Origin of the sequence: Actinokineospora baliensis, from assembly GCF_016907695.1 — a bacterium.
In the GTDB taxonomy this organism is placed as follows: Bacteria; Actinomycetota; Actinomycetes; order Mycobacteriales; family Pseudonocardiaceae; genus Actinokineospora; species Actinokineospora baliensis.
In genome coordinates, this window is sequence record NZ_JAFBCK010000001.1 from 7,491,157 (window position 1) to 7,512,594 (window position 21,438).

Annotated in this window: 24 protein-coding genes; 9 read left to right on the forward strand and 15 right to left on the reverse strand. The window is 71.9% G+C overall.

All coding sequences use genetic code 11. From position 1 onward, the window contains the following. Positions 1–12: 12 nt before the first annotated feature. Positions 13–1,038, reverse strand: a complete 1,026-nt coding sequence (locus JOD54_RS32940; RefSeq protein ID WP_204455823.1) for a 6-phosphofructokinase — start codon at positions 1,036–1,038, stop codon at positions 13–15. A gap of 98 nt (positions 1,039–1,136) precedes the next feature. Continuing rightward, a complete protein-coding gene (locus JOD54_RS32945; protein WP_204455824.1) occupies positions 1,137–1,640 on the reverse strand; it encodes a polyadenylate-specific 3'-exoribonuclease AS in 504 nt (167 codons plus the stop codon). A 43-nt stretch (positions 1,641–1,683) separates the two neighbouring features. On the opposite strand from JOD54_RS32945, the gene JOD54_RS32950 reads away from it, so the two are divergent. Next, a complete protein-coding gene (locus JOD54_RS32950) occupies positions 1,684–2,784 on the forward strand; it encodes a Kelch repeat-containing protein (protein ID WP_204455825.1) in 1,101 nt (366 codons plus the stop codon). A gap of 150 nt (positions 2,785–2,934) precedes the next feature. Next, on the forward strand, positions 2,935–3,231 hold the full coding sequence (locus JOD54_RS32955; RefSeq protein ID WP_204457039.1) for a hypothetical protein: 297 nt from the start codon (positions 2,935–2,937) through the stop codon (positions 3,229–3,231). Between the two features lie 206 nt (positions 3,232–3,437). On the opposite strand, the gene JOD54_RS32960 is transcribed toward JOD54_RS32955, so the two are convergent. Further along, on the reverse strand, positions 3,438–4,580 hold the full coding sequence (locus tag JOD54_RS32960; protein ID WP_204455826.1) for a hypothetical protein: 1,143 nt from the start codon (positions 4,578–4,580) through the stop codon (positions 3,438–3,440). A 139-nt stretch (positions 4,581–4,719) separates the two neighbouring features. Further along, on the reverse strand, positions 4,720–5,445 hold the full coding sequence (locus JOD54_RS32965) for a lysophospholipid acyltransferase family protein (protein ID WP_204455827.1): 726 nt from the start codon (positions 5,443–5,445) through the stop codon (positions 4,720–4,722). Positions 5,446–5,622: 177 nt separating this feature from the next. Here JOD54_RS32965 and JOD54_RS32970 point away from each other — a divergent pair, with 177 nt between their 5' ends. Together JOD54_RS32970 and JOD54_RS32975 are read left to right on the forward strand one after the other, a co-directional pair. After that, the gene (locus JOD54_RS32970; RefSeq protein WP_204455828.1) at positions 5,623–6,378 is read left to right on the forward strand and encodes an alpha/beta hydrolase; all 756 of its coding nucleotides are present in this window, start codon (positions 5,623–5,625) and stop codon (positions 6,376–6,378) included. A 6-nt stretch (positions 6,379–6,384) separates the two neighbouring features. After that, on the forward strand, positions 6,385–6,834 hold the full coding sequence (locus JOD54_RS32975; RefSeq protein WP_204455829.1) for a hypothetical protein: 450 nt from the start codon (positions 6,385–6,387) through the stop codon (positions 6,832–6,834). Between the two features lie 314 nt (positions 6,835–7,148). Here JOD54_RS32975 and JOD54_RS32980 read toward each other — a convergent pair whose 3' ends face one another. From JOD54_RS32980 to JOD54_RS33005, 6 genes are all read right to left on the reverse strand, one after another. Then, positions 7,149–8,030, reverse strand: coding sequence for an ROK family protein (locus JOD54_RS32980; protein ID WP_204455830.1), 882 nt, complete (start codon positions 8,028–8,030; stop codon positions 7,149–7,151). A 369-nt stretch (positions 8,031–8,399) separates the two neighbouring features. Further along, positions 8,400–8,573, reverse strand: coding sequence for a hypothetical protein (locus JOD54_RS36130; RefSeq protein ID WP_372440426.1), 174 nt, complete (start codon positions 8,571–8,573; stop codon positions 8,400–8,402). A 50-nt stretch (positions 8,574–8,623) separates the two neighbouring features. Beyond that, positions 8,624–9,766: an ArsA family ATPase gene (locus JOD54_RS32990; RefSeq protein WP_204455832.1), complete on the reverse strand. Its 1,143-nt coding sequence runs from the start codon at positions 9,764–9,766 to the stop codon at positions 8,624–8,626. Continuing rightward, positions 9,767–10,204: an SRPBCC family protein gene (locus tag JOD54_RS32995; RefSeq protein ID WP_204455833.1), complete on the reverse strand. Its 438-nt coding sequence runs from the start codon at positions 10,202–10,204 to the stop codon at positions 9,767–9,769. It lies immediately after the preceding gene. A 42-nt stretch (positions 10,205–10,246) separates the two neighbouring features. Further along, positions 10,247–11,035 (reverse strand): metallophosphoesterase family protein, encoded by a 789-nt coding sequence (locus tag JOD54_RS33000; protein WP_204455834.1) that lies wholly within the window; start codon positions 11,033–11,035, stop codon positions 10,247–10,249. 10 nt (positions 11,036–11,045) lie between these two features. After that, positions 11,046–11,426, reverse strand: a complete 381-nt coding sequence (locus tag JOD54_RS33005; protein ID WP_204455835.1) for a polyketide cyclase / dehydrase and lipid transport — start codon at positions 11,424–11,426, stop codon at positions 11,046–11,048. 80 nt (positions 11,427–11,506) lie between these two features. Between JOD54_RS33005 and JOD54_RS33010 the strand changes: the two genes are divergently transcribed. From JOD54_RS33010 to JOD54_RS33030, 5 genes are all read left to right on the forward strand, one after another. Continuing rightward, positions 11,507–13,249 carry an AMP-dependent synthetase/ligase gene (locus JOD54_RS33010; protein ID WP_204455836.1) on the forward strand — a complete coding sequence of 581 codons (1,743 nt, stop codon included), beginning with the start codon at positions 11,507–11,509 and terminating at the stop codon, positions 13,247–13,249. 95 nt (positions 13,250–13,344) lie between these two features. Then, positions 13,345–13,689 (forward strand): hypothetical protein, encoded by a 345-nt coding sequence (locus tag JOD54_RS33015; protein WP_204455837.1) that lies wholly within the window; start codon positions 13,345–13,347, stop codon positions 13,687–13,689. Continuing rightward, the gene (locus JOD54_RS33020) at positions 13,686–14,660 is read left to right on the forward strand and encodes a C40 family peptidase (RefSeq protein WP_307860468.1); all 975 of its coding nucleotides are present in this window, start codon (positions 13,686–13,688) and stop codon (positions 14,658–14,660) included. Before JOD54_RS33015 ends, JOD54_RS33020 begins: the two co-directional genes overlap by 4 nt. After that, a complete protein-coding gene (locus JOD54_RS33025) occupies positions 14,657–14,914 on the forward strand; it encodes a YbaB/EbfC family DNA-binding protein (protein ID WP_204455838.1) in 258 nt (85 codons plus the stop codon). Before JOD54_RS33020 ends, JOD54_RS33025 begins: the two co-directional genes overlap by 4 nt. After that, a complete protein-coding gene (locus JOD54_RS33030) occupies positions 14,911–15,159 on the forward strand; it encodes a hypothetical protein (RefSeq protein ID WP_204455839.1) in 249 nt (82 codons plus the stop codon). The genes JOD54_RS33025 and JOD54_RS33030 overlap by 4 nt, the downstream gene beginning before the upstream one ends. A 20-nt stretch (positions 15,160–15,179) precedes the next feature. Here the strand turns inward: JOD54_RS33030 and JOD54_RS33035 are convergent, their stop codons facing one another. The 5 genes from JOD54_RS33035 to JOD54_RS33055 form a co-directional block, all read right to left on the reverse strand. Further along, positions 15,180–16,331, reverse strand: coding sequence for a glycosyltransferase family 4 protein (locus JOD54_RS33035; protein ID WP_204455840.1), 1,152 nt, complete (start codon positions 16,329–16,331; stop codon positions 15,180–15,182). Between the two features lie 19 nt (positions 16,332–16,350). Then, entirely contained in the window at positions 16,351–17,709 is a 1,359-nt protein-coding gene (locus tag JOD54_RS33040; RefSeq protein ID WP_307860469.1) for a peptidase MA family metallohydrolase, read from the reverse strand. A 130-nt stretch (positions 17,710–17,839) separates the two neighbouring features. After that, positions 17,840–18,895 carry a C40 family peptidase gene (locus JOD54_RS33045; protein WP_204455841.1) on the reverse strand — a complete coding sequence of 352 codons (1,056 nt, stop codon included), beginning with the start codon at positions 18,893–18,895 and terminating at the stop codon, positions 17,840–17,842. A gap of 482 nt (positions 18,896–19,377) precedes the next feature. Then, complete coding sequence (locus JOD54_RS33050) at positions 19,378–19,563, reverse strand: hypothetical protein (RefSeq protein ID WP_204455842.1); 186 nt, start codon at positions 19,561–19,563, stop codon at positions 19,378–19,380. 117 nt (positions 19,564–19,680) lie between these two features. Further along, the gene (locus tag JOD54_RS33055; protein ID WP_239573587.1) at positions 19,681–21,432 is read right to left on the reverse strand and encodes a D-alanyl-D-alanine carboxypeptidase family protein; all 1,752 of its coding nucleotides are present in this window, start codon (positions 21,430–21,432) and stop codon (positions 19,681–19,683) included. Between the last annotated feature and the right edge of the window lie 6 nt (positions 21,433–21,438).

Genomic DNA, 21,438 nt, shown 5'->3' on the forward strand with positions numbered 1-21,438 from the left:
GGCGACGTGTCCCTAGCCGAAGAAGACCTCGGCTTCGGAGTACCGCTCCAGCGGCACCGTCTTGAGCTCCGCCGTGGCCTCGGCCAGCTTGACCCGGACGATGTCGGTGCCCTTGAGCGCCACCATCACCCCGAAGTCGCCGTCGGCCACCGCGTCCACCGCGTGCAGGCCGAACCGGGTCGCCAGCACCCGGTCGTAGGCCGTGGGGGTGCCGCCGCGCTGGGTGTGGCCGAGCACGACCGCGCGCGACTCCTTGCCGGTCTTGGCCGCGATCTCCTCGGCCAGCCAGGTGCCGATCCCGCCGAGGCGGACGTGCCCGAAGGCGTCCTTCTCCCCGGTCAGCAGCACCTCGTTGCCGCCCTCGGGCAGCGCGCCCTCGGCGACCACGATGATCGGGGCGTACTGCCGCTCGAAGCGGCGCTCCACCCACTCGATCACCTTCGCCACGCTGAACTCGCGCTCGGGCACCAGGATCACGTTCGCGCCGCCCGCCAGGCCGGAGTGCAGCGCGATCCAGCCCGCGTGCCTGCCCATGACCTCGACGACCAGCGCCCGGTGGTGCGACTCTGCGGTGGTGCGCAGCCGGTCGATGGCCTCGGTCGCGATGTGCACCGCGGTGTCGAAGCCGAAGGTGTAGTCGGTGGCGCCGAGGTCGTTGTCGATGGTCTTGGGCACGCCGACCACGCCGACGCCGTCGTCGGTCAGCCGCTTCGCCACGCCGAGGGTGTCCTCGCCGCCGATGGCGATCAGCGCGTCGACGCCGTGCTCGGCCAGGACCGCCTTGATCCGGTCGACGCCGCCGTCCACCTTGTACGGGTTGGTGCGCGACGAGCCGAGGATGGTGCCGCCGCGGGTGAGGATGTCCTCGACGTCGTCGAGGCCGATCGGCTTCAGGTCGCCCTCGAGCGGGCCCTTCCAGCCGTTGCGGAACCCGACGACGTCCCAGCCGTGGCCCTCGATCCCCTTGCGCACGACCGCCCGGATGACCGCGTTGAGACCGGGGCAGTCGCCGCCCCCGGTGAGTACGCCGACCCGCATGACTACCGACCTTCCCCGCGCGCGCCCGTGATGACCACCACGGCTGACGGGTCAAGCCTGCCGGCAACTGAATCGGTATAGCAAGGTCGCGACGGCGGTTACTGGCCGTTGCGCATCCGCCACCGCTCGTCGATCACCCGCCACCGGACGAGGTTGTGCCTGGCATCGGCGAGCGCGTCGTGCGCGTCGTCGGGGGGCGGCGGCAGGGTCGGCTTGCCGACGTCCTCCCAGCGCTGGCGCAGCTCGCGGGTGAACCTGGGGATCGACCGGGGCAGCGCGGGCATGGCGCCCCACAGCTGGCCGATCGCGACGTGGTCGTAGGCGCCGAACCAGGCCCACAGCTCGATCTTGTCCTTGGCCCGCGGCGGGGTGAGGAACTCCAGCAGCCTGCGGCGCAGCTCCGCGCGGTCGCACCAGGACTTGTCGGCGGGCGGCGGGAGCTTGTCGAGCACGTTGGCCCGCACCCACGGGCCCGCCTTGTCCGGGTCGAACTCGGTGGACACCGCGTAGAACTCGCGGCCGTCCTCGTCGACGACACCGATCGACACCAGGTCGATGGTCGTTCCGTCCTCGATGAACTCGGTGTCGTAGAAGTAACGCACCGACCAAGCCTAGGTCACCGGGGTTCGGTGGATACTGATCGACATGCGCACACGGGCACTGGTGACCGTGCTGGTCGCCACACTTGTCGCGGCCGGTTGCGCCGGATCGGACGGTCCGGCGCCGCTCGCGCTGACCAAGGTGGACCTGCCGGGGGCGCCGGTGACGCTGACGCCGTCGGGCACCGGTCTGCTGATCGGCCTGCACCGCGACGGCCAACCGGTGGTGCCCGCGCTGGTGCGCCGGGACGAGTCCGGGGCCGTCACCGAGATCCCGACGACGACCGCGACCCCCTACGGCAAGCTCGCCCGCTGGACCCAGATCGCGGTCGAGGGCGACCGGCTGTTCGCCGTCGGCGGCGAGCGCGGCGGCGCCCACGGCAACGTCCGCTGGAGCGTCTGGGACGGCGGGTCCGGCGGGCTCACCGAGAAGCGCCAGGCGTTCAGCACCTTCGGCGGCTACGGCGCGGGCGACCTGGTCGGCGTCGTGACCACCCCGGCTGGCCCGGTCGTGCTCGGCGGCTGGGACAACCCCAACGGCGGCTTCGACGTCGCCACCTGGCTCCCCTCGGGTGACGACTGGATCAGGCAGCCGTCCGCGGGCACCGCCCTGGAAGCCTCCCGCGACGCGCTCCCCTTCCCCATCGCCGCCACCGCCCTGGCCGACGGCATCCTCATAGTCGGCTGGCAATTCGCCGACGGCAGGGAACAGCCCGTCACCTGGCGCTCGAAGTCCGGCAACACCGGCTGGACCAAGATCCCCCTGCCCACCCCGCCCACCGCCCGCGGCGCCGCGATGTCGGTCTCCTGCACAGGCACGGACTGCGTGGCCGCTGGCCGCCTGGACGGATCCCTGGCCCTCTGGCGCCTCACCGCCGACACCTGGACCCAACTCCCGGACGTCCCCACCTTCCCGGTGTCCGACACAGACGTCCTACCCGCACCCGTGCTGGCGGCTGACGGCTCCGTGATCCAACTCATCGGCACCCCGGACGGCCTCAAAGCCCTCCGCCGCACCGCGACCACCTGGACCACCCACCCCACCACCACCCCCGGCAAACCCACAGCGGCCACCACCGTGGGCACCACCCTCTACACAGTGGTCGACGACGCCCTGTGGACCCTGGACCTGACCAAACTGCACTGATCAGACCCGGGTGACGCTCGCCGTGTAAAGCAGTCGCACGCCACCAAGATCGCTCCGCCCCGCGGCGGCCGCGTGGCAGCACCGAGAGCGAGGCACCGCCCGCCGCGATCACCGCGTGGGGGTCGCCCGGATCCGAGCGGGGCAGGCCCCGTGATCCAGACCATCGACCACCCCGTGTTCGGCGCGCGGTTCGCCTCGCTGCTGCCCGCCCGCACCGGCGTCGCCGTCGGCCTGGCGGTCACCGTGTCGGGCATCGTCGCCCGCATCGGCGACCTGGTCCAGATCGGCCCGGCCGAGCAGCCGGTGCTGGCCGAGGTCGTCGCGCTCGACCACGAGCGCGTGGTGCCCGCCGCCCGGCCCGCTCCCCCGCCGATCCACACCCGTGCGGGCAGGCCGCGCCCACCAGACCCGGGCCACGCCTGCCGGGGGAGGCACTCGCCGAGGTGATCAAACAATCCGCGCGTGACACCCCCAAGCACCCGCGCGGACACCGATCGCCAAGATCGCCCCGCCTCGTGGCCCAGCGAGGCGATCAACCCACGCCTCGACGTGCCACCTCCCGCCACCAGCACCGCGAGTTCACCAGGCTCCGCCGTCGAACCCGCGCCCCCGTCGTGCCACCCCCGCCCGGCCGCTCCGATCAGCCCCTGTCCTCAGACCCGGGTGACGCTCGCTGTGTAGAGCAGTCGCTCGGTGGTCAGGAGGTTCTCGTCGTCGCCGATGAGGCCGAAGACGCCTACCAGCTCGCGCAGCAGTACCACCCGCTCGGTCACCGACAGGTCCGAGGCGCGGGTGATCTCGGCGAGGACGGTGTGGGCGGTGGCGCCCGCGATGTCGGGGAGGCCGCCTTCGGCCAGGAGGCGGGCTTGGCGGACGTGGGTGCGGTGTTCGCCGAGGCGGGTGCGGGTGACCAGGACGTCGTGGGCGTCGGCGGCGCTGGTGGCCAGGATGCGGCGCTCGGGGACGTGGTCGGCGGGCAGGAGGCGGTGCACGTGGGGGCCGCGGTCGTGGGTGAGCAGGTGGAACCAGTCGCCGAGGTTTCCGGCGGTGAGGGCGAACATGCGGCCCAGGTGGTCGCCCAGGCGCAGACGACCCGCCCAGTCGGTGTCGGCTGGCAGGTCGAAGGCGGGGAAGGTGGTGTCGAGCACGCCGGTCGTGGCGCGCGGCAGCAGGTTCCACGCGGCCAGGGCCGGGATGACCCGCTCGCCCACCACCCGGCCGTAGACCAGCACGACCGGGAACCCGCTGAGCGCGCCGCGGATGGCCCACACGTCGGTGTCGAAGTCGCGCAGCGGGCGGTGGACGAGCCTGGGTAACAGCGCCAGGTCGTCGTTCCACGGGCTGGCGGTCCAGGCGCGGCGCAGTGCGACGGCGAACCCGGTGGAGCCGGGGTTGGTGTCCTCGGGTTGGAACGGGGCGATCAGCAGCGCGGGCCGCCTGCCGCCGTCGGTGTGCTCGGCGACCTGTTCGCGCGCCCGCGCCGCCAGTGGGCTGCCGGGCCGTTCCAGCGCGGTGAGGTGGGTGTGCACGACGGTGGTGACCGTGCCGCGGTCCCAGCCCTCGACCCGCCCGGTGGCGCCGAGGAGTTCGCCGCCGACCTCCACCGCCGGGTCGACCCAGTCCAGCGACACCGCCGCCCTGGTCAGTTCGGCCAGCCGGGACCTGCCGCGCCGCCGCGCGGTCGAGGTGCGCGACCGGGCGGCCACCCCGAGCAACTTGTCGGTCTGGCGGACCACCCCGACCAGCCCGGCGACCCTGGCCAACTTGCCCGACTCCACCCAGTCTTCGACCGACACCCGCACCCCACCCGCATTCGCCGCTGACCCGGGTAGTTCGCGCTGGTGGCCCAGGTGTTCCCGCCCGGAGCCCGCATTCACCCGATGAGCCCAAACAGTGGAGGGGGGCTCACTTTCCGCCGGTGTGGTTCCCGGGTGTTCAGCCCGCCTCGCGCAGCCGGGGTTCGCGGTTCGGGGTGGGGACCGCGACCGCCTGCTGCTCCTTGGCCTTCGCAGCGTAGACGTCCACGTACTCCTGGTCCGACAGTTCCATCAGGGAATACATGATCTCGTCGGTGATCGACCGCTCGACGAACCGGTCGCCGTGCAGCCCGGCGTAGCGGCTGAAGTCCAGCGGCGGACCGATCTTGATCCGGATCGGGTACGGCTTCCACAGCTTGGACCCGATCGGGTTGGCCTTGTCTGTGCCGATCATGATCACCGGGAGCACCGGGACGCCCGCTTCCAACGCGATCCTGGCGACCCCGGTCTTGCCCTTGTAGAGGCGGCCGTCGGGGGACCGGGTGCCCTCGGGGTAGATGCCGACCAGGTGGCCCTCGCGCAGCAACCGGATCACGGTGTCGAGCGCGGCCTGCGCGGCGCTGCCCCCGGAGCGGTCGATCGGGATCTGCCCGACGCCGGTGAAGAACCACCGCTTGAGCCTGCCCTTGAGGCCGGGCGCGGTGAAGTACTCCATCTTGGCCGGGAAGGTCACCCGCCTGGGCACCACCAGCGGCAGGAAGAACGAGTCCGACACGGCGAGGTGGTTGCTGGCCAGCAGGGCGCCGCCGGTGGCGGGGACGTGTTCGAGGCCCTCGACCCGGGGCCGGAAGAACAGGTGCAGGACCGGGCCGAGCAAGACCCGTTTCATCAGCCAGTACAGCACGCGACCAGCGCTCCCGTCTCCCCGTTGTCCACCGCCGAGCCTACGAACGCCGCGGCGGCGCGCACAACGGCCCCGCGGTGCGGATTTCGCCCGCCCCGGTAGGGGCGCGCACGGCCCGGTTCGTGCGACGATGACCCTTGTCCCAGGCTCACCGGTGATCATCATAGGAGGGGCGCGGTGGTCGACCACGGCCTGCGCTTCGCACACGACGGCTCCACCGAGGTCGGCGTGCTGCTCAGCCACGGCTTCACCGGCTCCCCGGTCAGCATGCGCCCGTGGGCCGACCGGCTGGTCGAGGAGGGGTTCAGCGTGCGGTTGCCGCTGCTGCCCGGGCACGGGACGACCTGGCAGGAGATGAACCGCACCACCTGGCAGCAGTGGTACGGGGAACTGGAGTCGGCCTTCACCGAGTTGACCGAGCGCTGCTCCACGGTGTTCGCGTTCGGCCTGTCGATGGGCGGGGCGCTGTGCCTGCGGCTGGCCGAGGAGCACGGCGACCGGGTCGCGGGCCTGGTGCTGGTGAACCCGTCCGTGCTGACCGTGCGCCGCGCGGCCAAACTGGTCCCGCTGCTGTCGCGGGTGCTGCCCTCGGTCGCGCCGATCAGCGACGACATCGCCAAACCCGGGGTGAGTGAGGACGCCTACCGCCGGACACCGTTGCGCGCGCTCGCGAGTCTGGCCAAGCTGTGGGAGACGGTGCGCCGGGACCTGCCCAGGGTCGACCAGCCGGTGCTGCTGCTGCGCTCCGCGGTCGACCACGTCGTCGAGCCGCAGAACGCCGCCGCGGTGCTGGCCGGGATCTCCAGCCGCGACGTCGCCGAGGTGGTCCTGGACAACAGCTACCACGTCGCCACGCTCGACCACGACGCGCCGGTCATCTTCGACCGCAGCGTCGAGTTCGTCCGGCGGGTGCGTGCCGAGCGCGGAAGGTGATCGGCCGTGAAGAGCCGCCCCGGTGACGGTCCAGAGGACGTGGACGCCGCCTTCGCCCAGATCGTCGCCGACCTGGAGCGCGAGGGCGTCGGCCGCGACCTGCCGAAGATCGACGAGGACACCCCCGCCGCCGAAGAGCCCGACCACACCCCCCGCCCCGCCTCCACCTGGCGAGCCCACGAAACCGAAGTCGACTGGTCCGGCGACAACGCCGACGAGCACTACGAGCCCCCGGAGCCGCCACCCCTGCCCCGGCTGCGCCCGCTGACGGTCGTGGCGATTGGCCTGCTGGTGGCGGGGGTGCTGCTGCTGACTCTGGCCAGCATCCTGAACCTCGACGCCCGCGTCACGACCCCCATAGCCCTCACCGGCCTCGCGACGGGAATCGCGCTGCTGCTGTTGAGGGCCCGCAAAACCCCACCACCGCTAGACGACGACAACGGAGCACAGGTCTAACCGCGCACCGCTGCTGACGGCCCGCAAGACCCCACCACTCGACGACAAAAGGCACGGTGTCCGGCCGCCCGCTGCGCGCACCGCTTCATCGCCCAACTCAGCCCACAGCGTCCACCGCTTCTGACGACCCGCAAGTCGCCGCAGCCGCACGACGACGACCACGGGCATAGGCCTAGCCGCCCGCCATCCCCGGTTCGCCCAACTCGACGACCCGCACCACCCACACGTCCCGGACTCGCAACGGGATGCGCTCCGCTGCGGTTGAGGGCCCGCAGCCCACACCACCGCACGACGCCGACCATCCCGGCTCAGGCCTAACCAGCCGCCGCGAGCACCGCCGCGCCGACCATCCCCGCTTCGTCGCCCAACTCGGCCCGCAGCACCCGCGCCACCGGCCGGTGTCCCGCTCCGGTCACGGCCGCCTCGAACCGTGCCACCGCGTCCCCCAAGAACAGCTCCGCCGACCCCGACACCCCTCCCCCGATCGCCACCACCTCGGGGTCGTACACGTCGGCGACCAGGGCCAGTCCCTCCCCCAACCACCGCGCCATCTCCCGTACCGCGGCCACCGCGACGGCATCCCCCTCGCGCGCCAACCGGGCCACCTCGCGTCCGGTTAACTCCCCCGCGCCCAGCTCGAACGCGGTCGCGGCCAACGCGGTCCCCGAGCAGTACCGCTCCCAGCAGCCCCGCTTCCCGCACGGGCAGTCGCGCCCGTCCGGCACCAACCGCAGGTGGCCGAGTTCCGGCGCGACCCCGAACGCACCCCTATAGACCGTTCCGTCGATCAGCAGCGCGGCGCCGATCCCGGTTCCCAGCGCGACCAGCAGCCCGACCCGGGCACCTCGCAGGGCCCCGAACCGGGCCTCCGCCACCCCGGCCGCGTTCGCGTCGTGCTCCAACACCACCGGCAACCCGATGAGCCCCGCCAACCGGTCCGCCACGGCCGACGCCCGCCACGGCAGGTGCGGCGCGAACATCACCGTCCGCCGGTCTGCCGCCACGAACCCGGCCACCGCCAACCCGACGGCGGACACCTCGAAGTCCGACCGCAGCTCAGCCACCACCCGGCAGATCTCCGCCTCCAGCGACGGCACCCGGGTGGACCCCCTGGCAACCGCCAGCACCACCCCCGCCGAGTCGACAACCGCGGCCCGGACAGCGGTCCCACCGACGTCGACGCCGATCGTGCTCACGGTCGGCGAACGGGAATGTGCTGAACCCGCCCCGACGTAGGCGGGTCTGGCTGGAACCCGGGCATGTGCGGTTCCCCAGGATGCCAACGGTCAGCCAGAACGGCCCGCAGCAGTGCGACCAGATCCGCCAGACGCTCAACACCGGCGGCCGCCAGCTCGTTGGGTTCCCCACGCAGAACGGCGACGAGGGCGCACAGCGGACAGGACTGACACGGGGTCGCACCAGACGGCGTCGCAGCCACGCGATCCAGCCACGGCCCGACCTGGTCGGCGGCGGCGGTGAGCAGCAGGGCCAGCTCATTGGCCAACCGAGTACCGGGATCAGTCACTGGCTGCCCTCCTGACCGGCGCCAAACGCCGCTGCACAAGTCACGGGCCAGCCTCCCGACCAGGCGCGAACCGGACAACCACGCCCGCCCAATCAGCGGCGACCTCGATGCGGCCGCGCACCACCTTCGGCAAGGCGACAACTTGTCGGGCGCCACCAATCACGATCGCCACATCGTCCCCGACACGACTCAGCCCCAAGGCAGCCACGTCCATCCGCAACAGCTGGTCAGGCCCCTCACCGGCCAGGCAGCCGCCAGATCGGTTCACGGACCAGCCTCCCGACCAGGCGCGAATCGCACAATCACACCCGCCCGATCGGCCTCAGCGTCACGAACCACGTGTTCCCGCAACACCTCAGGCAGAGCCACGACCCGCCGCACGCCGTCCACCGTGATCGCCAGGTCATCCCCTACCCGCGCCAGCCCCAACGCGACCGCATCAGGCAGCGGCAAGGCGATCCGCAACAGCTGGTCCACCCCGTCCGCCGTGATTGACAGCAGCGGGGTACCCGCCGGTCGGGTCGCCAAGGGGTCTGTGTCGCCGTAGAGCGAGCCAGCGAGGCCACGCAAAGCAACAAGACCAACAGGCTCGGCCGCGACGTGTTCCACCCGGTGCAGTGGCAACCCCCCGGTGTCCAATTCGGACAGCACCGCGTCCTGTTCGGATCGCCGGTCGCGCATCCACGCCGCCGCGGGGCCGCGCCAGCGGCTGGCGCGCGGGACGAGGCGGTTGGCGATCATGGCGTCGACGTGGATGTCGCGCAGGGCCAGGGCGGCCAGGGTGCGGCGGGTTTCGGCGGCGACGAGGCGTTCGGGGGTGAGGACCAGGCGGACGGCGGTGACCGTGGGGTCGGTCAGCAGTGATCGCAGGTCCGCCAGGTGCTCGGCAAGCGTCCCGACGACGGCGGCCGCGGCGCGCACTTCCGACACCAGCCGTGCCCGGGTCCGGCTCAGGTAGGCGGCGATGGCCTCGGGCAACGCGAGCAGCCGCAGGGTCTCGGCGGTCGGGCCGCAGTCGACGACGAGTACGTCCCAGGTGCCGGTGCGGGCGAGCCGGGCGACCTCGGTGAGGGCGAGCAGTTCGTCCACGCCGGGCACCACGGTGAGTTCCTCGGCGTCGAGCGCGGAGAGCCCGAGCCCGGCGGCGAACCGGCCGAGGTGCTGTCGCAGTGCGGGCCAGGACTGGTCGACCAGGGCGCGGGCGTCGATGTGCGCGGCGTGCAGTGCGGCGTCCACCTGGGACGGTTCGGCGCCGAGGGTGACGTCGAGGGCGTCGGCCAGCGAGTGGGCCGGGTCGGTGGAGACCACCAGGGTCCGCTGCCCGCGCGCGGCGAGCTGGGCGGCGGTGGCCGCGGCGAGGGTGGTCTTGCCGACCCCGCCCTTCCCGGTGAACAGCAGTACCCGCACTCAGCCCCGCTCGACGCGGCGCTTGAGCTCCTTGAGCGCGGTGTCCATGATCATCTTCTCCGCCTTGCGCCGGAACAGGCCGATCATCGGCACCGCCAGCTGCACCGACAGCGTGTAGGTGACCGTGGTGCGATCCCCCTCCGGGGTCAGCGCGTAGCGGCCGTTCTGCGAGCGCTGCATCTGCCCCTTCACCAGCGACCACGCCACGGTGAGCCCGTCGGCCGACCACTCGTAGGCCAGCGTGTAGGAGTCCTTGAACGGCCCCGACTCCAGGGTGAAGGCGACCTGCTCGGCGCGGCCGTCCGCGCCCGCGGCGAGCACCTCGGTCTTGGTGAACGCCTGCGCCCACTCGGGGTACGCCGGGAAGTCCGCGATCACCGCCATGATCCGCTCTGGCGGCGCGTCGACGACGATGGACTGGGTGGACTCGTCGGCCATGCCCGGGAGGTTACCCGGTGCCGCCCGCCTCGGGGGCACGGCTCACCAGCGCAGCACGTAGGGCCTGCCGGTGCGCTGGAAGTGCCCGACGTTGGCGCACTCGGTCCGCCCGACCCGCACCCGCGCCGCCAGCGGCTGGTGCACGTGCCCGAACACCGCCCACCTGGGCCGGTGCTCGGTGATCGCGCGCAGCAGCGCGGCCGACCCGATCTCGGCGCGCCTGGCCAGCACGTCGTAGGTCAGCTCGGGCACCTCCGGCGGCACGTGGCTGCACAGCACGTCCACCGGTCCCAGCGCGGCGACCCCGGCGTCGAAGTCCTCTGCGGTGCGCAGGTACGGCCGGAACACCGAGCCGCGGCGCGGTACCGATCCCGGCGGCAGCAGCGCCCCGCCGACGAACCCGAACCGCAGCCCGCCGATCTCGGTGCTCTCCCCGTCGAGCACGCGCACGCCCTCGCCGATGAACTCCGGCCACAGCCACGGCTGGTCGACGTTGCCGGGGGTGGCGTAGGTGGGCGCGGTCATCGCCGCGAACAGCTCCTTGTACTGGGCGCGCACCGCCTCTTCGACCACCGCGGCGGCGTCTTCGAGCCCGGTCCACAGCTCGCGGGCGTACGCGGCTGCGGCGCCGTGCTTGCGCTCGCGGCGCAGCCCGGCGAACACCGCGACCCGCTCCGGCCCGAACACGCGGCCCATGATCCCGCCGGAGTGGTCGTGGTAGTCGACGAAGTCGACGAGGTCACCGAGCACGACGAGCGCGTCGGCCCCGTCCCCGGCCCTGGCCAGCGCCTCGGCGTTGCCATGCACATCGGACACCACATGGACCCGCACGGCGATCAGGTTACGCGGGCTCCGGGGCCACACCGGGCGCCCGCCCGGCTTCCAGCACCGCCTTGAGCCGCAACGCCACCCGCTTGGCGGCCAGTTGGCGGCGGGTGCGCTCGGCGGCCAGGCGCCGCGGCGGCATCGGGCCGGGGGTGTCGGCGCGCAGGAAGTAGTGCACGAGGGTGCCGTCGAGCACGGCCTCCAGCCAGATCTCCATGGTGCCCACCAGCGCGCCGCGCACGGTCCAGCGCAGCCCCTCGGCGCCCCGGTCGGCGTAGACGGCCAGCGACAGGTCCGGCCAGAACCGGCGCCAGGCGGCCGGATCGGCGAACACCGCGGCCACGACCGGCGGCGGCACGGCGAGGAAGGTCTCGTCCACCACATCGACTTGCGGCATCCGCGCAGCATGCCACGGTGGAGGCGGACCCGGGTCAGTGCCTGACCCCGGGGTGTGGTCGGCTGGGTCGGGAGGTCGCCATGCGGGAGTACAGCGGGCCGGGGAACGCGCCGGTGGCGGCCGGGGACAACCTGGCCGACGTGGTGCGGTCGAACGCGGCGCGGTTCCCCGACGCGATCGCCTTCCGCAGGCGGGTGGACCGGCGCTGGGTCGGGGTGAGCGCCGAGGAGTTCGCCGCGCACGTGTTGGCGCTGGCCAAGGGGTTGGTGGCGGCCGGGTTGGCGCCCGGTGACCGGGTCGCGCTGCTGTCGCGGACCCGCTACGAGTGGACCGTGCTGGACTTCGCGATCTGGTTCGCGGGGTGCGTCGGCGTCCCGGTGTACGAGACGTCCTCGGCCGAGCAGGTGGCGTGGATCCTGGCCGATTCGGGGGCGCGGGCGGTCGTGGTGGAGACCGGCGCGCACCGGGCGGTGGTGGAGGGGGTCGTGGACCGGCTGGGTGAGGTCGGCTGGATCTGGCAGCTGGACGGGACCGCGGTCGACGAGCTGACCGCGCTCGGGGCCGGTGTCGACGAGGGCACCGTGCGCGGGCGGACGCCGGGGGCCGACGACTTGGCGACGGTCGTCTACACGTCCGGGACGACCGGGCGGCCGAAGGGCGTGGTGCTGACCCACCGCAACCTGCTCGCCCAGGCCCGCGCCGACCTGGCGGCGTTCCCGTCGCTGCTGCGACCGGGCAACTCGATGCTGGTGTTCCTCCCGCTGGCGCACGTGTTCGCCCGCACCATCGCGCTGGCCTGCGTCTACGCGCGCACGACGCTGGGGCACCTGCCGGACGTGCGGACGCTGACCGACGACCTGGCGGCGTTCCGGCCGACGTTCGTGGTCGCGGTGCCCAGGGTGTTCGAGAAGCTGCACGCGACGGCCAGGCAGCGGGCGGTGGGACAGGGGCTCGGCGCGGTCTTCGACGCGGCCGAGAAGGTGGCCGTCGAGTACAGCCGCGCCCCGGGGTCGCTGCTGTTGCTGGCCAAGCACGTGGTGGCCGACCGGCTGGTCAACGCCAGGATCCGAGCCGCGCTCGGTGGTCGGTGCCGTGCGGCGATCTGCGGTGGGGCGCCGCTGGGCGAGCACCTGGCGCACTTCTTCCGCGGCGTGGGCGTGCCGGTGTACGAGGGCTACGGCCTGACCGAGACGGCGGCGGCGATCTGCGTCAACACCGAGGCGGCCACGCGGGTCGGCACGGTCGGTCGGCCGGTGGCGGGGGCGGCCGTGCGGGTTCTCGACGACGGCGAGATCGCGCTGCGCGGGGAGATGGTGTCGCCGGGGTACTGGAACAACCCGGAGGCCACCGCCGAGGTGCTGGTGGACGGCTGGTTCCACACCGGCGACCTGGGCACCGTCGACGCGGACGGCTTCCTGCGGATCACCGGGCGCAACAAGGAGATCATCGTGACCGCTGGCGGCAAGAACGTCGCGCCCGCGGTGCTGGAGGACGCGGTGCGCCGCCACCCGTTGGTCAGCCAGTGCGTGCTCGTCGGCGACCGGCAGCCCTACATCGCCGCGCTGATCACCCTCGACCCCGACGAGCTGCGCACTCGCGGCTGGGCCCGGCTGTCGACCAGGTCGGCCACCCTGCGCGCCGAGATCCAGACCGCCGTCGACGCGGCCAACGCCCTGGTGTCGCGCGCGGAGGGCGTCCGCCGCTTCGCCATCCTCGACGACGACTTCACCGAGGCCGCCGGGGAACTGACCCCCAGCCTCAAGCTGCGCCGGGACGTGATCCTCAAGACCCGTGCCGCCGAGGTCGCCGCGCTCTACGCGTGATGGGTCCACCTGTGCAGTGGTCATGATCGGTTGTGCACGACCGGTTCCGGCTCGGCCCCGCCCCGGCGAGGGTGGGGGTGAGCGAGGAGGCGGGGATGGACGAACACGGGCTGGTCGGGCTGATCAGCGGGGAACTGGGTGGCGGGTTCGCGGTGGACCCGGCGGCGCTGGCGCGGTACGGGCGGTCGGCTGATGAGCGGGCCGAGGCGTTGCGGCGGGCGGGTCGGGGGCTCGCGGCGGTGGACGGGGCCGGGTTCGGGTGGATCGGGCGGGAGTCCGGGTTCGCCGACGCGCTGCGGGAGTGCGCCGAGCGGGTGCGGGAGCGGGTCGAGGACCGCGCGGACGACGTGGAGCGGTTGGGGATCGCGGTGGCCAGGACCGGGGCCGAGCACCGCCGCGACGACCGGGCCAGGGCGGCGGGGCTGGGGCGGCTGGCGTGATCGACACCCGGCAGGTCGCCCGGCACTTCGCGGCGACGATGGTGGAGCACCGGAACCGGCTCGCGGGCAAGGCCGAGGACGCCGAAGCCGCGCGGCAAGCGTTTGCGCGGGTGCACGACGACCTGGCTGAGCAGCGCAAGGAGCACCGGGTCGCTGGCGAGACCGTGCTGGCCGACTGGACCGGCCACGACGCGTCGAGTTTCGAGCGGCGGTCGGATCGCACCCGAGCGGGCTTGCGCGAGACCGGCGAGTCCTCGGCTCGGGCGGCCGCGATCACCACGGATGCCGCGCAAGCCCTGACTTCTGGACACACTGCCGTGGTCCGCCTCTTGGACGAGTACACCGACCGCGCGGTCCGCATACTCGACGCGGCGGTGGCAGTAGGACAACGGGCAGCGCTATTACGCGCGGCGGGCCAGGTCGCGGACTTGGTGCGCCACTACACGAGCGAGTCGGCTAAGACGGTCGCAGAGACGAAGGCAGCTCTATCGGACGCCGCGCATCGATTGCGGGAGTTGGCACCTTCGCGCAAGGAGACCAAGCCGGCTGGCCCTGTCGCGAAGAAGCACGGCAACATAACCCAGATCGCGGCAACCCAACTCGGCTACCACGAGGGCCCCGGCAACGCGAACAAGTACGGCCCGGCCGCGGCATGGTGCTCGTCCTTCGCCACCTGGGTCTGGCGGCGCGCGGGCGTGAACATCCCACTACTCCCGTTCACCGGCGACGTCTTCACTTGGGGCAAGAGCAAAGGCTTGGTCTATAGGGACCTCAGCCGAGCGCGGCCGGGCGACGTGCTGCTATTCGGCACCGGACCACAGAACACATCCACCAGCACCCACATCGGCATAGTCGAGAAGGTCAACAGCAACACGGTGACGCTCATCGAAGGCAACGCGGGCGATGCTGTCGCGCGCAGAACACACACCCTGTCCCACAACACCTTCTACGGGGGCGTCCACCCATCATGACCGGCCAAGCCCAAGCCAACGGCGTAGAAGCCACCGTCCACCCCGGCGGGATGCTGTCCAGGTTGACCCTCACCGAGTCCGCCCTCCGCAGACCTGATCTAGCCGAGGTGATCCTCAGAGTGATCGACCAAGCCACCGCAGAAGCCAATCACCGAATCCGCCATCTTCTGGAAGAGGTGGACCCCGCCCTGCTCAACCTCTCTTCGCCTAAGACAACCGAGGACACCACCCCCACCACCTGGCGCACCCAGTGACCGTCTCCCAACGCCTCAACGCAATCACCGCCTCAGCCAACGGCAAACACGGCATAGAGGTGACGGTGAACCTAGAGGGCAAACTGATCGCCCTAACCCTCGGCACCGCCCAACGCCGCATGACAGCCCCGGAACTGGCCGCCGAGATCCACTCCCTAGCCAAGACAGCGGCCGCCTCTGCCCTGTCCGAAGGCATGGCCATCCTGGCCCCCTTCGCCGACCTGTTCCCCAACCAGAACTCTTAGACACGTCCCGGCAAGGCCGCCTAGTGGGCGCTGAAGCGGTAGACCGTCTCCCCGTCCAGCAGTTCACGGAGACGCGCGGCGCGGGTTGGCCAGGTCCAGGCCTTCTCCATCCACTGCCGTCCGGCTGCGCCCATCTGGGCGGCTTCCTCCGGATTGGACAGCAGGTGGGCGATGCGGTCGGCGATGTCCGACACCGCGCGGCCGTCGACCACGTGGCCGGTTTTGCCGTCCAGCACGGTTTCTGGCGCGCCGCCGGAGTTGCCGACGATGACGGGGAGGCCGGTCGCGGCTGCTTCTAGGAAGACGATACCGAGGGCTTCGACGTCCAGCCCCTTGCCGTGGGTGCGGCACGGCATGGCGAAGACGTCGCCAGCGGCGTAGTGGGCGGGGAGTTCTTCCCACGACACCGAGCCGGTGAACACTACGTGGTCGGTCACGCCAGCTTGTGCGGCAAGGCTTTCCAGCCGGGGGCGGTAAGGGCCGCCGCCGACCAACAGGAGGGCCGCGTCTGGCACCTGTGCGCGGATGGCGGTAAGAGCGCGGATCAACACGTCCTGACCCTTGCGGGGCATCAACCGCGACACACACACCACAACCGGCCGGTCGCCCAATCCGTACCGCGCGCGAATCTCAGCGCGAGCAGCGGCATCCGGCCTATAGAGGTCAGTGTCCACACCAGACGGAAGAAGCTCCAACGCCGCCTGAGGGCCGAAAGCGGCCGAGAAGCGGGCTCGCGTGTAGCGGCTCACATAGGTCACGACGTCTGTCGTTTCGCCGATGCGGCGGATGGCCTGTCGTGCGCCGGGCAGCATCGACCACCCCACTTCGTGGCCGTGTGTGCTCGCCACAACGCGATGAGCGCCTGCCTTACGCAAGACGGGCGCGAGCAGCGCCAATGGAGCGGCAGCACCGAACCACGCCGAGTCGCAGCCTTCCGCGCGGAGGATCTCCCGGGCGCGGCGGGCCACCGCGGGGGTGGGCACCATCAGCTTGCCGGGGTGGCGCACGACCGTGAACGGCTGGGCGGCGTCGAAGGCCTCGGCGCCGGGCCACGCGGGCGCGTAGACGACCAACTCCTGCCCGGGCAGCCACTTGGCGAACGAGTGCAGGTAGGTCTGGATACCCCCCGGACGCGGGGGGAAGTCGTTGGTGACCAGGAGGGTCTTGCGCACTGCTCCAACCTAGACCCGGTCAGCGCAGGGTCGCGCGCAGGTAGGACTGCCACTGCTTGAGCAGGCCCGCCCGGTCCAGCCCGATGACGCGGCGCAGCAGGTCGTCGGTGTCGCTGGCCGAGATGGGGCCCGCCCCCGCCAGCTCCCGGTACAGCTCGACCAGCTTGGCCTCGCCGTAGCGGTCGCCGAGGAACCGGGCGATCGACCAGGCCTGCTGGTAGGCCATGTCCAGCGCGCGGTCGCGGGCCCGGAAGTCGCGGTCCTCGGGCAGCGCGGTCGGCGGGCCGGACTCGCGGACCCGTTTGGCCAGGTCAGGGGCGCCTTGGGCGAGGGTGATGCCGCTGTCGCGGTAGCCGACGTAGTCGGCGAAGCCCTCCAGCAGCCACATCGGGGACCCGTCGACGGTGGCGGCGCGGGCGGCGACGTGGGTGATCTCGTGCCGGAGCACGACCCGCAGCGAGGTGACCGACAGCGCCCGCGCCCCGGTCGGACTGAGCACGACCCGCTGCCCGGTGGCGGTCTGCTTGGCGGTGTCGACCCGGTCGGCGATGGCCACCGCGACCACGGACTCGACCGGGAAGTCCGGTCCGACCAGGGCGCGCATCTCGGCCGGGCTGTCCGGCAGGATCAGCGCGACCTTCTGCGGCCACTGGTCGCCCCACACCTGGCTGACCGCGGCGACCGACGAGTCCAGCTCGCGCACCAGCCGGTCGACCATGGGCTGGCTGCCCCGGTGGGCCACCACCACGCCGTTGGCGGTGGGGGTCACCACGCACGGCCCGAAGTCCCACGGCCCGCGCCAGCTGCGCCTGCCCAGGTCGGTCAGCGCCGAGTCCGACCGCAGGTACCAGGTGTCGCCGCGGCGGGCGAACAGGTAGCCCATCGGCCGGGTCGTGGGGGTCTGGTCGATGCCGCGCAGCGCGTACTTGAGCTCGACCGCGGGCGCCCACAGCTCGGCCGTCGGGTCCGCCGCGGGCGCGGGCAGGGTGGTCAGGTCGAGGGTGTCGTCCGGGCGCAGCAGGTAGGACCAGGTCTCCAGCGGGATGTCGGCGAGGTTGGCGAACAGGGCGCGCTGCTCGTCGAGGAACACCGGCTCGGCCAGCGGGTCCAGGGTGGCGACGAAGGCGGCCTCGTCCCGGTTGACCATCGACTCGGCGCGCTTGCGGAGCAGGTCGGTGACCGCCGACGAGCGCTCGGCCGCCGCGGTCCGCTCGGACTCCGTCGGCGGCGGGATCGCCCCCATCGGCTGGGCTTGACCCACCTGACCTGGGGGTTCGACCGGCGGCTGCGCGGGCAGGTTGGCCACGGCGAGCCCGGACAGCGCGAGCACGGCCACCGCCGCGCTCAACCACGCCCTCGCCCTCGCCCTGGTGGCCACCGGCAAATCCTAGGGCCGCCCCGCCGCCCCGGCGAGCAGATACGGCCCAGCGCACACCCGGGCTCGCGGGAAAACGAACGGCCCCGGGACCTGTCGTGGTCCCGGGGCCGCCCGCGTGGTGCTGGGGTGACTAGCCGACGATGCGCTTGGCACCGAGGTAGTCGCGCCCGCCTCCATCGATGGTGTCGGTCTTCACCGGGACACCGGAGGTGGAGGCGTGCACGATGCGACCGTCGCCGATGTACATCGCGACGTGGTGGATCGAGCTGGCGCTGCCGCCGTAGAACAGCAGGTCACCGGGCTGCAGTTCGCTGCGCGAGACCGACTTGCCGTAGCCGTACTGCGCGCGGCTGGAGTGCGGGAGGCTGACCCCCGCGGCGCGGTAGGCGTACAGGACCAGACCGGAGCAGTCGTAGCTGCCCGGGCCCTCGGCACCCCACACGTAGGGCTTGCCGCGCTGGGCGAGGGCGACCTCCATGGCCTTGCCAGCGGCCCCGGGGGGCGCCAGGTAGACGCCGTCGTCCTTGGGGCCCTGCAGGTCGGTCTTCTCCTTCGCGGAGAGCCGGTTCTTGGCCGCCTCGACGGTCTTGATCTGCGCCTGCAGGTCGTCGCGGGTCTTGGTGACGTCCGCGGCGAGCTTCTCGGCGGCGGCCTTGGCCTCGGACGCGCGGCGCTGGCCGTCCTCGGCGAGCTTGCGCGCGTCGGCGGCGGTGTTCACCGCGCCGGTGTACTTGGCCAGCGCTTCCTGGTTGTCCTCGGCGAGCACGTTGAGCGCGGAGGCGCGCTCGAGGAAGTCATCCGGGGAGGAGCCGGTGAGCAGCGCGGAGATCTTGTTGAACCGGGCGCCCTGGAAGGAGGCGCTGGCCAGCAGGTCGACCTGGCCGCGGAACTGCTCCTCCAGCGCCAGCGCCTGCTTCTCGTTGGCGGCGGCGAGGGCGACGTCGTTGGTGGCCTTGTCGAACTCGACGCGCTTGGCCTCGAGGTCGGTCTGGGCCTTGAGCAGGTCCTCGTTGACCTTCTCGGCCTGCTTGCTCAGCTCCTGGTACTGCTTGAGCGCCTCGGACGCGGTGGTCGGCGGCGCGGGCGGCTGGGCGTAGGCGGGGGACGGCGAGAAAGCGACCACGGCGATGACGGCCGCGACCGTCATGGCGCCGCGCTTGGCACGTTTGAGTCGATGCGACGACACGTCGCGCGTACTCCTTCGTCTGTCGCACCGCCGACGGGGCGACCTGGCGGCCCGGCGCGCACGCGCACCGGGGGCCGCACGACCGGGTCGGCGCGTGCGTCACGGCCACAGCGACGTGGCCTGCACAGCGTGGCCGGAACAGCTAGGCCACAACGCGCCCGATCGAGGAAGCCCCACCGTGGGGGAATCCGGTTCAGCCCGGGGAGGGGGCCGATTCGGCGGCGATCTCGCGTCGTCACCTCGGGGTGGTGACTGCGGGCCGCGAGATCTCGGACAGGTTACGAAAAGTGAGCCCACCCGTCCACCGGCCGGGGCGAAAAAGGCTTGCCGGTCGTCGGAAAACCCCAACGGAGCAGTGCTGACTGCCGTCTGTGATGACGACAACAGTGCAGTTCACCCGCAGGTGGCGTCTGGGCGAAACCGTTCGGCGCGGGAAGCGACCACTCACCGCGCGCCGGATTCACCCCGGGCGTGTCGGTGGTTCAGGCGGACTTCTCGATCGGGATCAGCCGCAGCCTGGGCACCATGCCCGCACCGGCCAGCACGTCGATGGCGGCGCGCTCGCGCTCGTCCAACTCGACGGTCGGCGGGGCGCCGAGCAGGACCGTGACCACGCAGTCGGTGCACGCGTCGCCTCGAACCTCGCAGGTGTCGCAGTCGATGATCATGGTCCGTCCCCTTCCCGTTCCCCCGTGGTTGGCGATCAAGGACGAGATTAGGAGGGGGGACCGACAATGTCGCTCATCTGTTCGAGAAGTTACCCCGAACGAGTCGATCAATGGGCCTCAGCCCGCGACGTACTCCCAGTGCCACGGTTCTTCGCGGCCGCCTCCCTGGCGGGCCCAAAGCGGGTTCGACCAGCCGAACGAACCGGCGTTGGCGATCATCCACGCGTATTCGGCCGAACCGGCGGTCTGGACGCCGCCGCAGAGGTCGACCGCGAGTCCCCAACCGTGGTTGCTCGTTCCCGGGACAGCCGCCAATGCGGGCTTGACCGCATACAACTGGACCTGTGCGGTGTAGGTCCTATAGGAGTCCGTCACGCACAGCGGCCGCCCGAACGCGGCAGTAAACGCCGAGGACATCGCCTGGTAGCCCTGGGCCGCGTCGCACCGCAGGACATGGCTACCGACGCCTATAGGGCACAGCGCCGTGAGCGGGATCAGTCCGTTCGGGAAGCCGCCCCAGGCGCCTGGAGCCTCGCCCGCAGACCGCGCAGGCAGCTGTACGCCACCACATCGCCAGGTGAGGCCACCATCGGTCGCCTTGGGGGCCGCCACGGGCTCCCTGAACGCCAAGGACGGCCTGCCGAACCCGAGGACTGTGTCCACACCCGGTAGGTCCGTCACGATCACACCGGCCAACCGGGCGTCGGCAACGAGCATGGTCTTCTCGTCCAACACGATCCCGACGCCCTGGGCTCCCAGGCGCGCGGGGCCGAGGAACACGACATCTCCGGGGTGCGGGTCGGTAACGGGCATAAGAACCCCGAACTGCTCCCCCAAGCCGCCAGGCAGGGTTATGCCACCCGATGCATAGGCGGCGTGGACGAGCCCATCACACGAGTACGCCGTAGGTCCCTGACCGCCCACGCCGGGCACGTAAGGCTTGCCAAGCGCCCCAACAGCCAGGGTCACCGCAGCGATCGTCTCAGCTGGCAATACCAGAAGCCGGTCGCCCCCAGCCACCGCCTGCGCCACTCCGGGCTGCCGTACGCCACCCGCCCCCACCAGCGGCAAGAGGCCCGCTGGCAACCGGTCCGGATCACGCAGTGCGGCAGCCTTCGGCAGGACGACCCCAGCAGCTGCGAGCTTGTCCGTGTAGGCCTTCCAGTTGGCCGCAGTAGTCGTATTGCGCTCTTGCTGTGCCTTCTGCAGCGCGACCACGGCAGCGTCTGTGTCTGCCAGCTGCCCCCGCAGCTCCGAGGACACCGCAGCCGCACGGTTGGACGCGTCCGCACTACGGCGCTCCAGCTCGCCCTTACGGTCGGACGCCTCCCGCTGCGCGCCCAGAGCCTCACTCTCAGCCTGCGACGCCTCTCGCTGCCTCTCCACTGCCGCGCCTAGACGGGCGTCGAGGTCAGCCCGCAGCCGACCGATCAGCGAACTGCCGGTCAAGAAGTCGTCCGGGCCTCCTGCAGTGAGCAGAACGTGCACGCCGCCCGGTACGCCAAGGGAGCCATAGAGCGCAGACGTGTAAGAGTCGACTTCGGCCTGCTGCGCGGCAACAACCCGATCAGCCTCTTCGCGACGAGCAGTGGCCTCGCTCGCATGCGTAGTGGCCCGACCCAGCTCCTGCTCAGCGGTACGCGCGAGCTCACCCAGCCCGGTCAGCTCACGTTGGATGTCGGTGGCGGTCCGCTGCAACGCGGCGACCTTGGGATCGGCGAACGCCTCACCGGGGCGAGTGTCCGGCGCCGGGGTGCCCGGCGGAACACCGGCCTCGATCTGCGGGGGAACCGGTTGCGCGGACACGGGGCCGCTCAGCAGTGCTGTGACCAGCACCGCTGCCGCGCCCATCGCGATCGCCGACCGCATGGGTGC

Bases quoted from the DNA above. Each gene is read 5' to 3' on its own strand.
- JOD54_RS33055 (WP_239573587.1), bottom strand. From the start codon at position 21,432: ATGCGGTCGGCGATCGCGATGGGCGCGGCAGCGGTGCTGGTCACAGCA.
- JOD54_RS32950 (WP_204455825.1), top strand. From the start codon at position 1,684: ATGCGCACACGGGCACTGGTGACCGTGCTGGTCGCCACACTTGTCGCG.
- JOD54_RS32995 (WP_204455833.1), bottom strand. From the start codon at position 10,204: ATGGCCGACGAGTCCACCCAGTCCATCGTCGTCGACGCGCCGCCAGAG.
- JOD54_RS33015 (WP_204455837.1), top strand. From the start codon at position 13,345: ATGGACGAACACGGGCTGGTCGGGCTGATCAGCGGGGAACTGGGTGGC.
- JOD54_RS33025 (WP_204455838.1), top strand. From the start codon at position 14,657: ATGACCGGCCAAGCCCAAGCCAACGGCGTAGAAGCCACCGTCCACCCC.
- JOD54_RS36130 (WP_372440426.1), bottom strand. From the start codon at position 8,573: ATGGACGTGGCTGCCTTGGGGCTGAGTCGTGTCGGGGACGATGTGGCG.
- JOD54_RS33050 (WP_204455842.1), bottom strand. From the start codon at position 19,563: ATGATCATCGACTGCGACACCTGCGAGGTTCGAGGCGACGCGTGCACC.
- JOD54_RS32940 (WP_204455823.1), bottom strand. From the start codon at position 1,038: ATGCGGGTCGGCGTACTCACCGGGGGCGGCGACTGCCCCGGTCTCAAC.
- JOD54_RS33010 (WP_204455836.1), top strand. From the start codon at position 11,507: ATGCGGGAGTACAGCGGGCCGGGGAACGCGCCGGTGGCGGCCGGGGAC.
- JOD54_RS33005 (WP_204455835.1), bottom strand. From the start codon at position 11,426: ATGCCGCAAGTCGATGTGGTGGACGAGACCTTCCTCGCCGTGCCGCCG.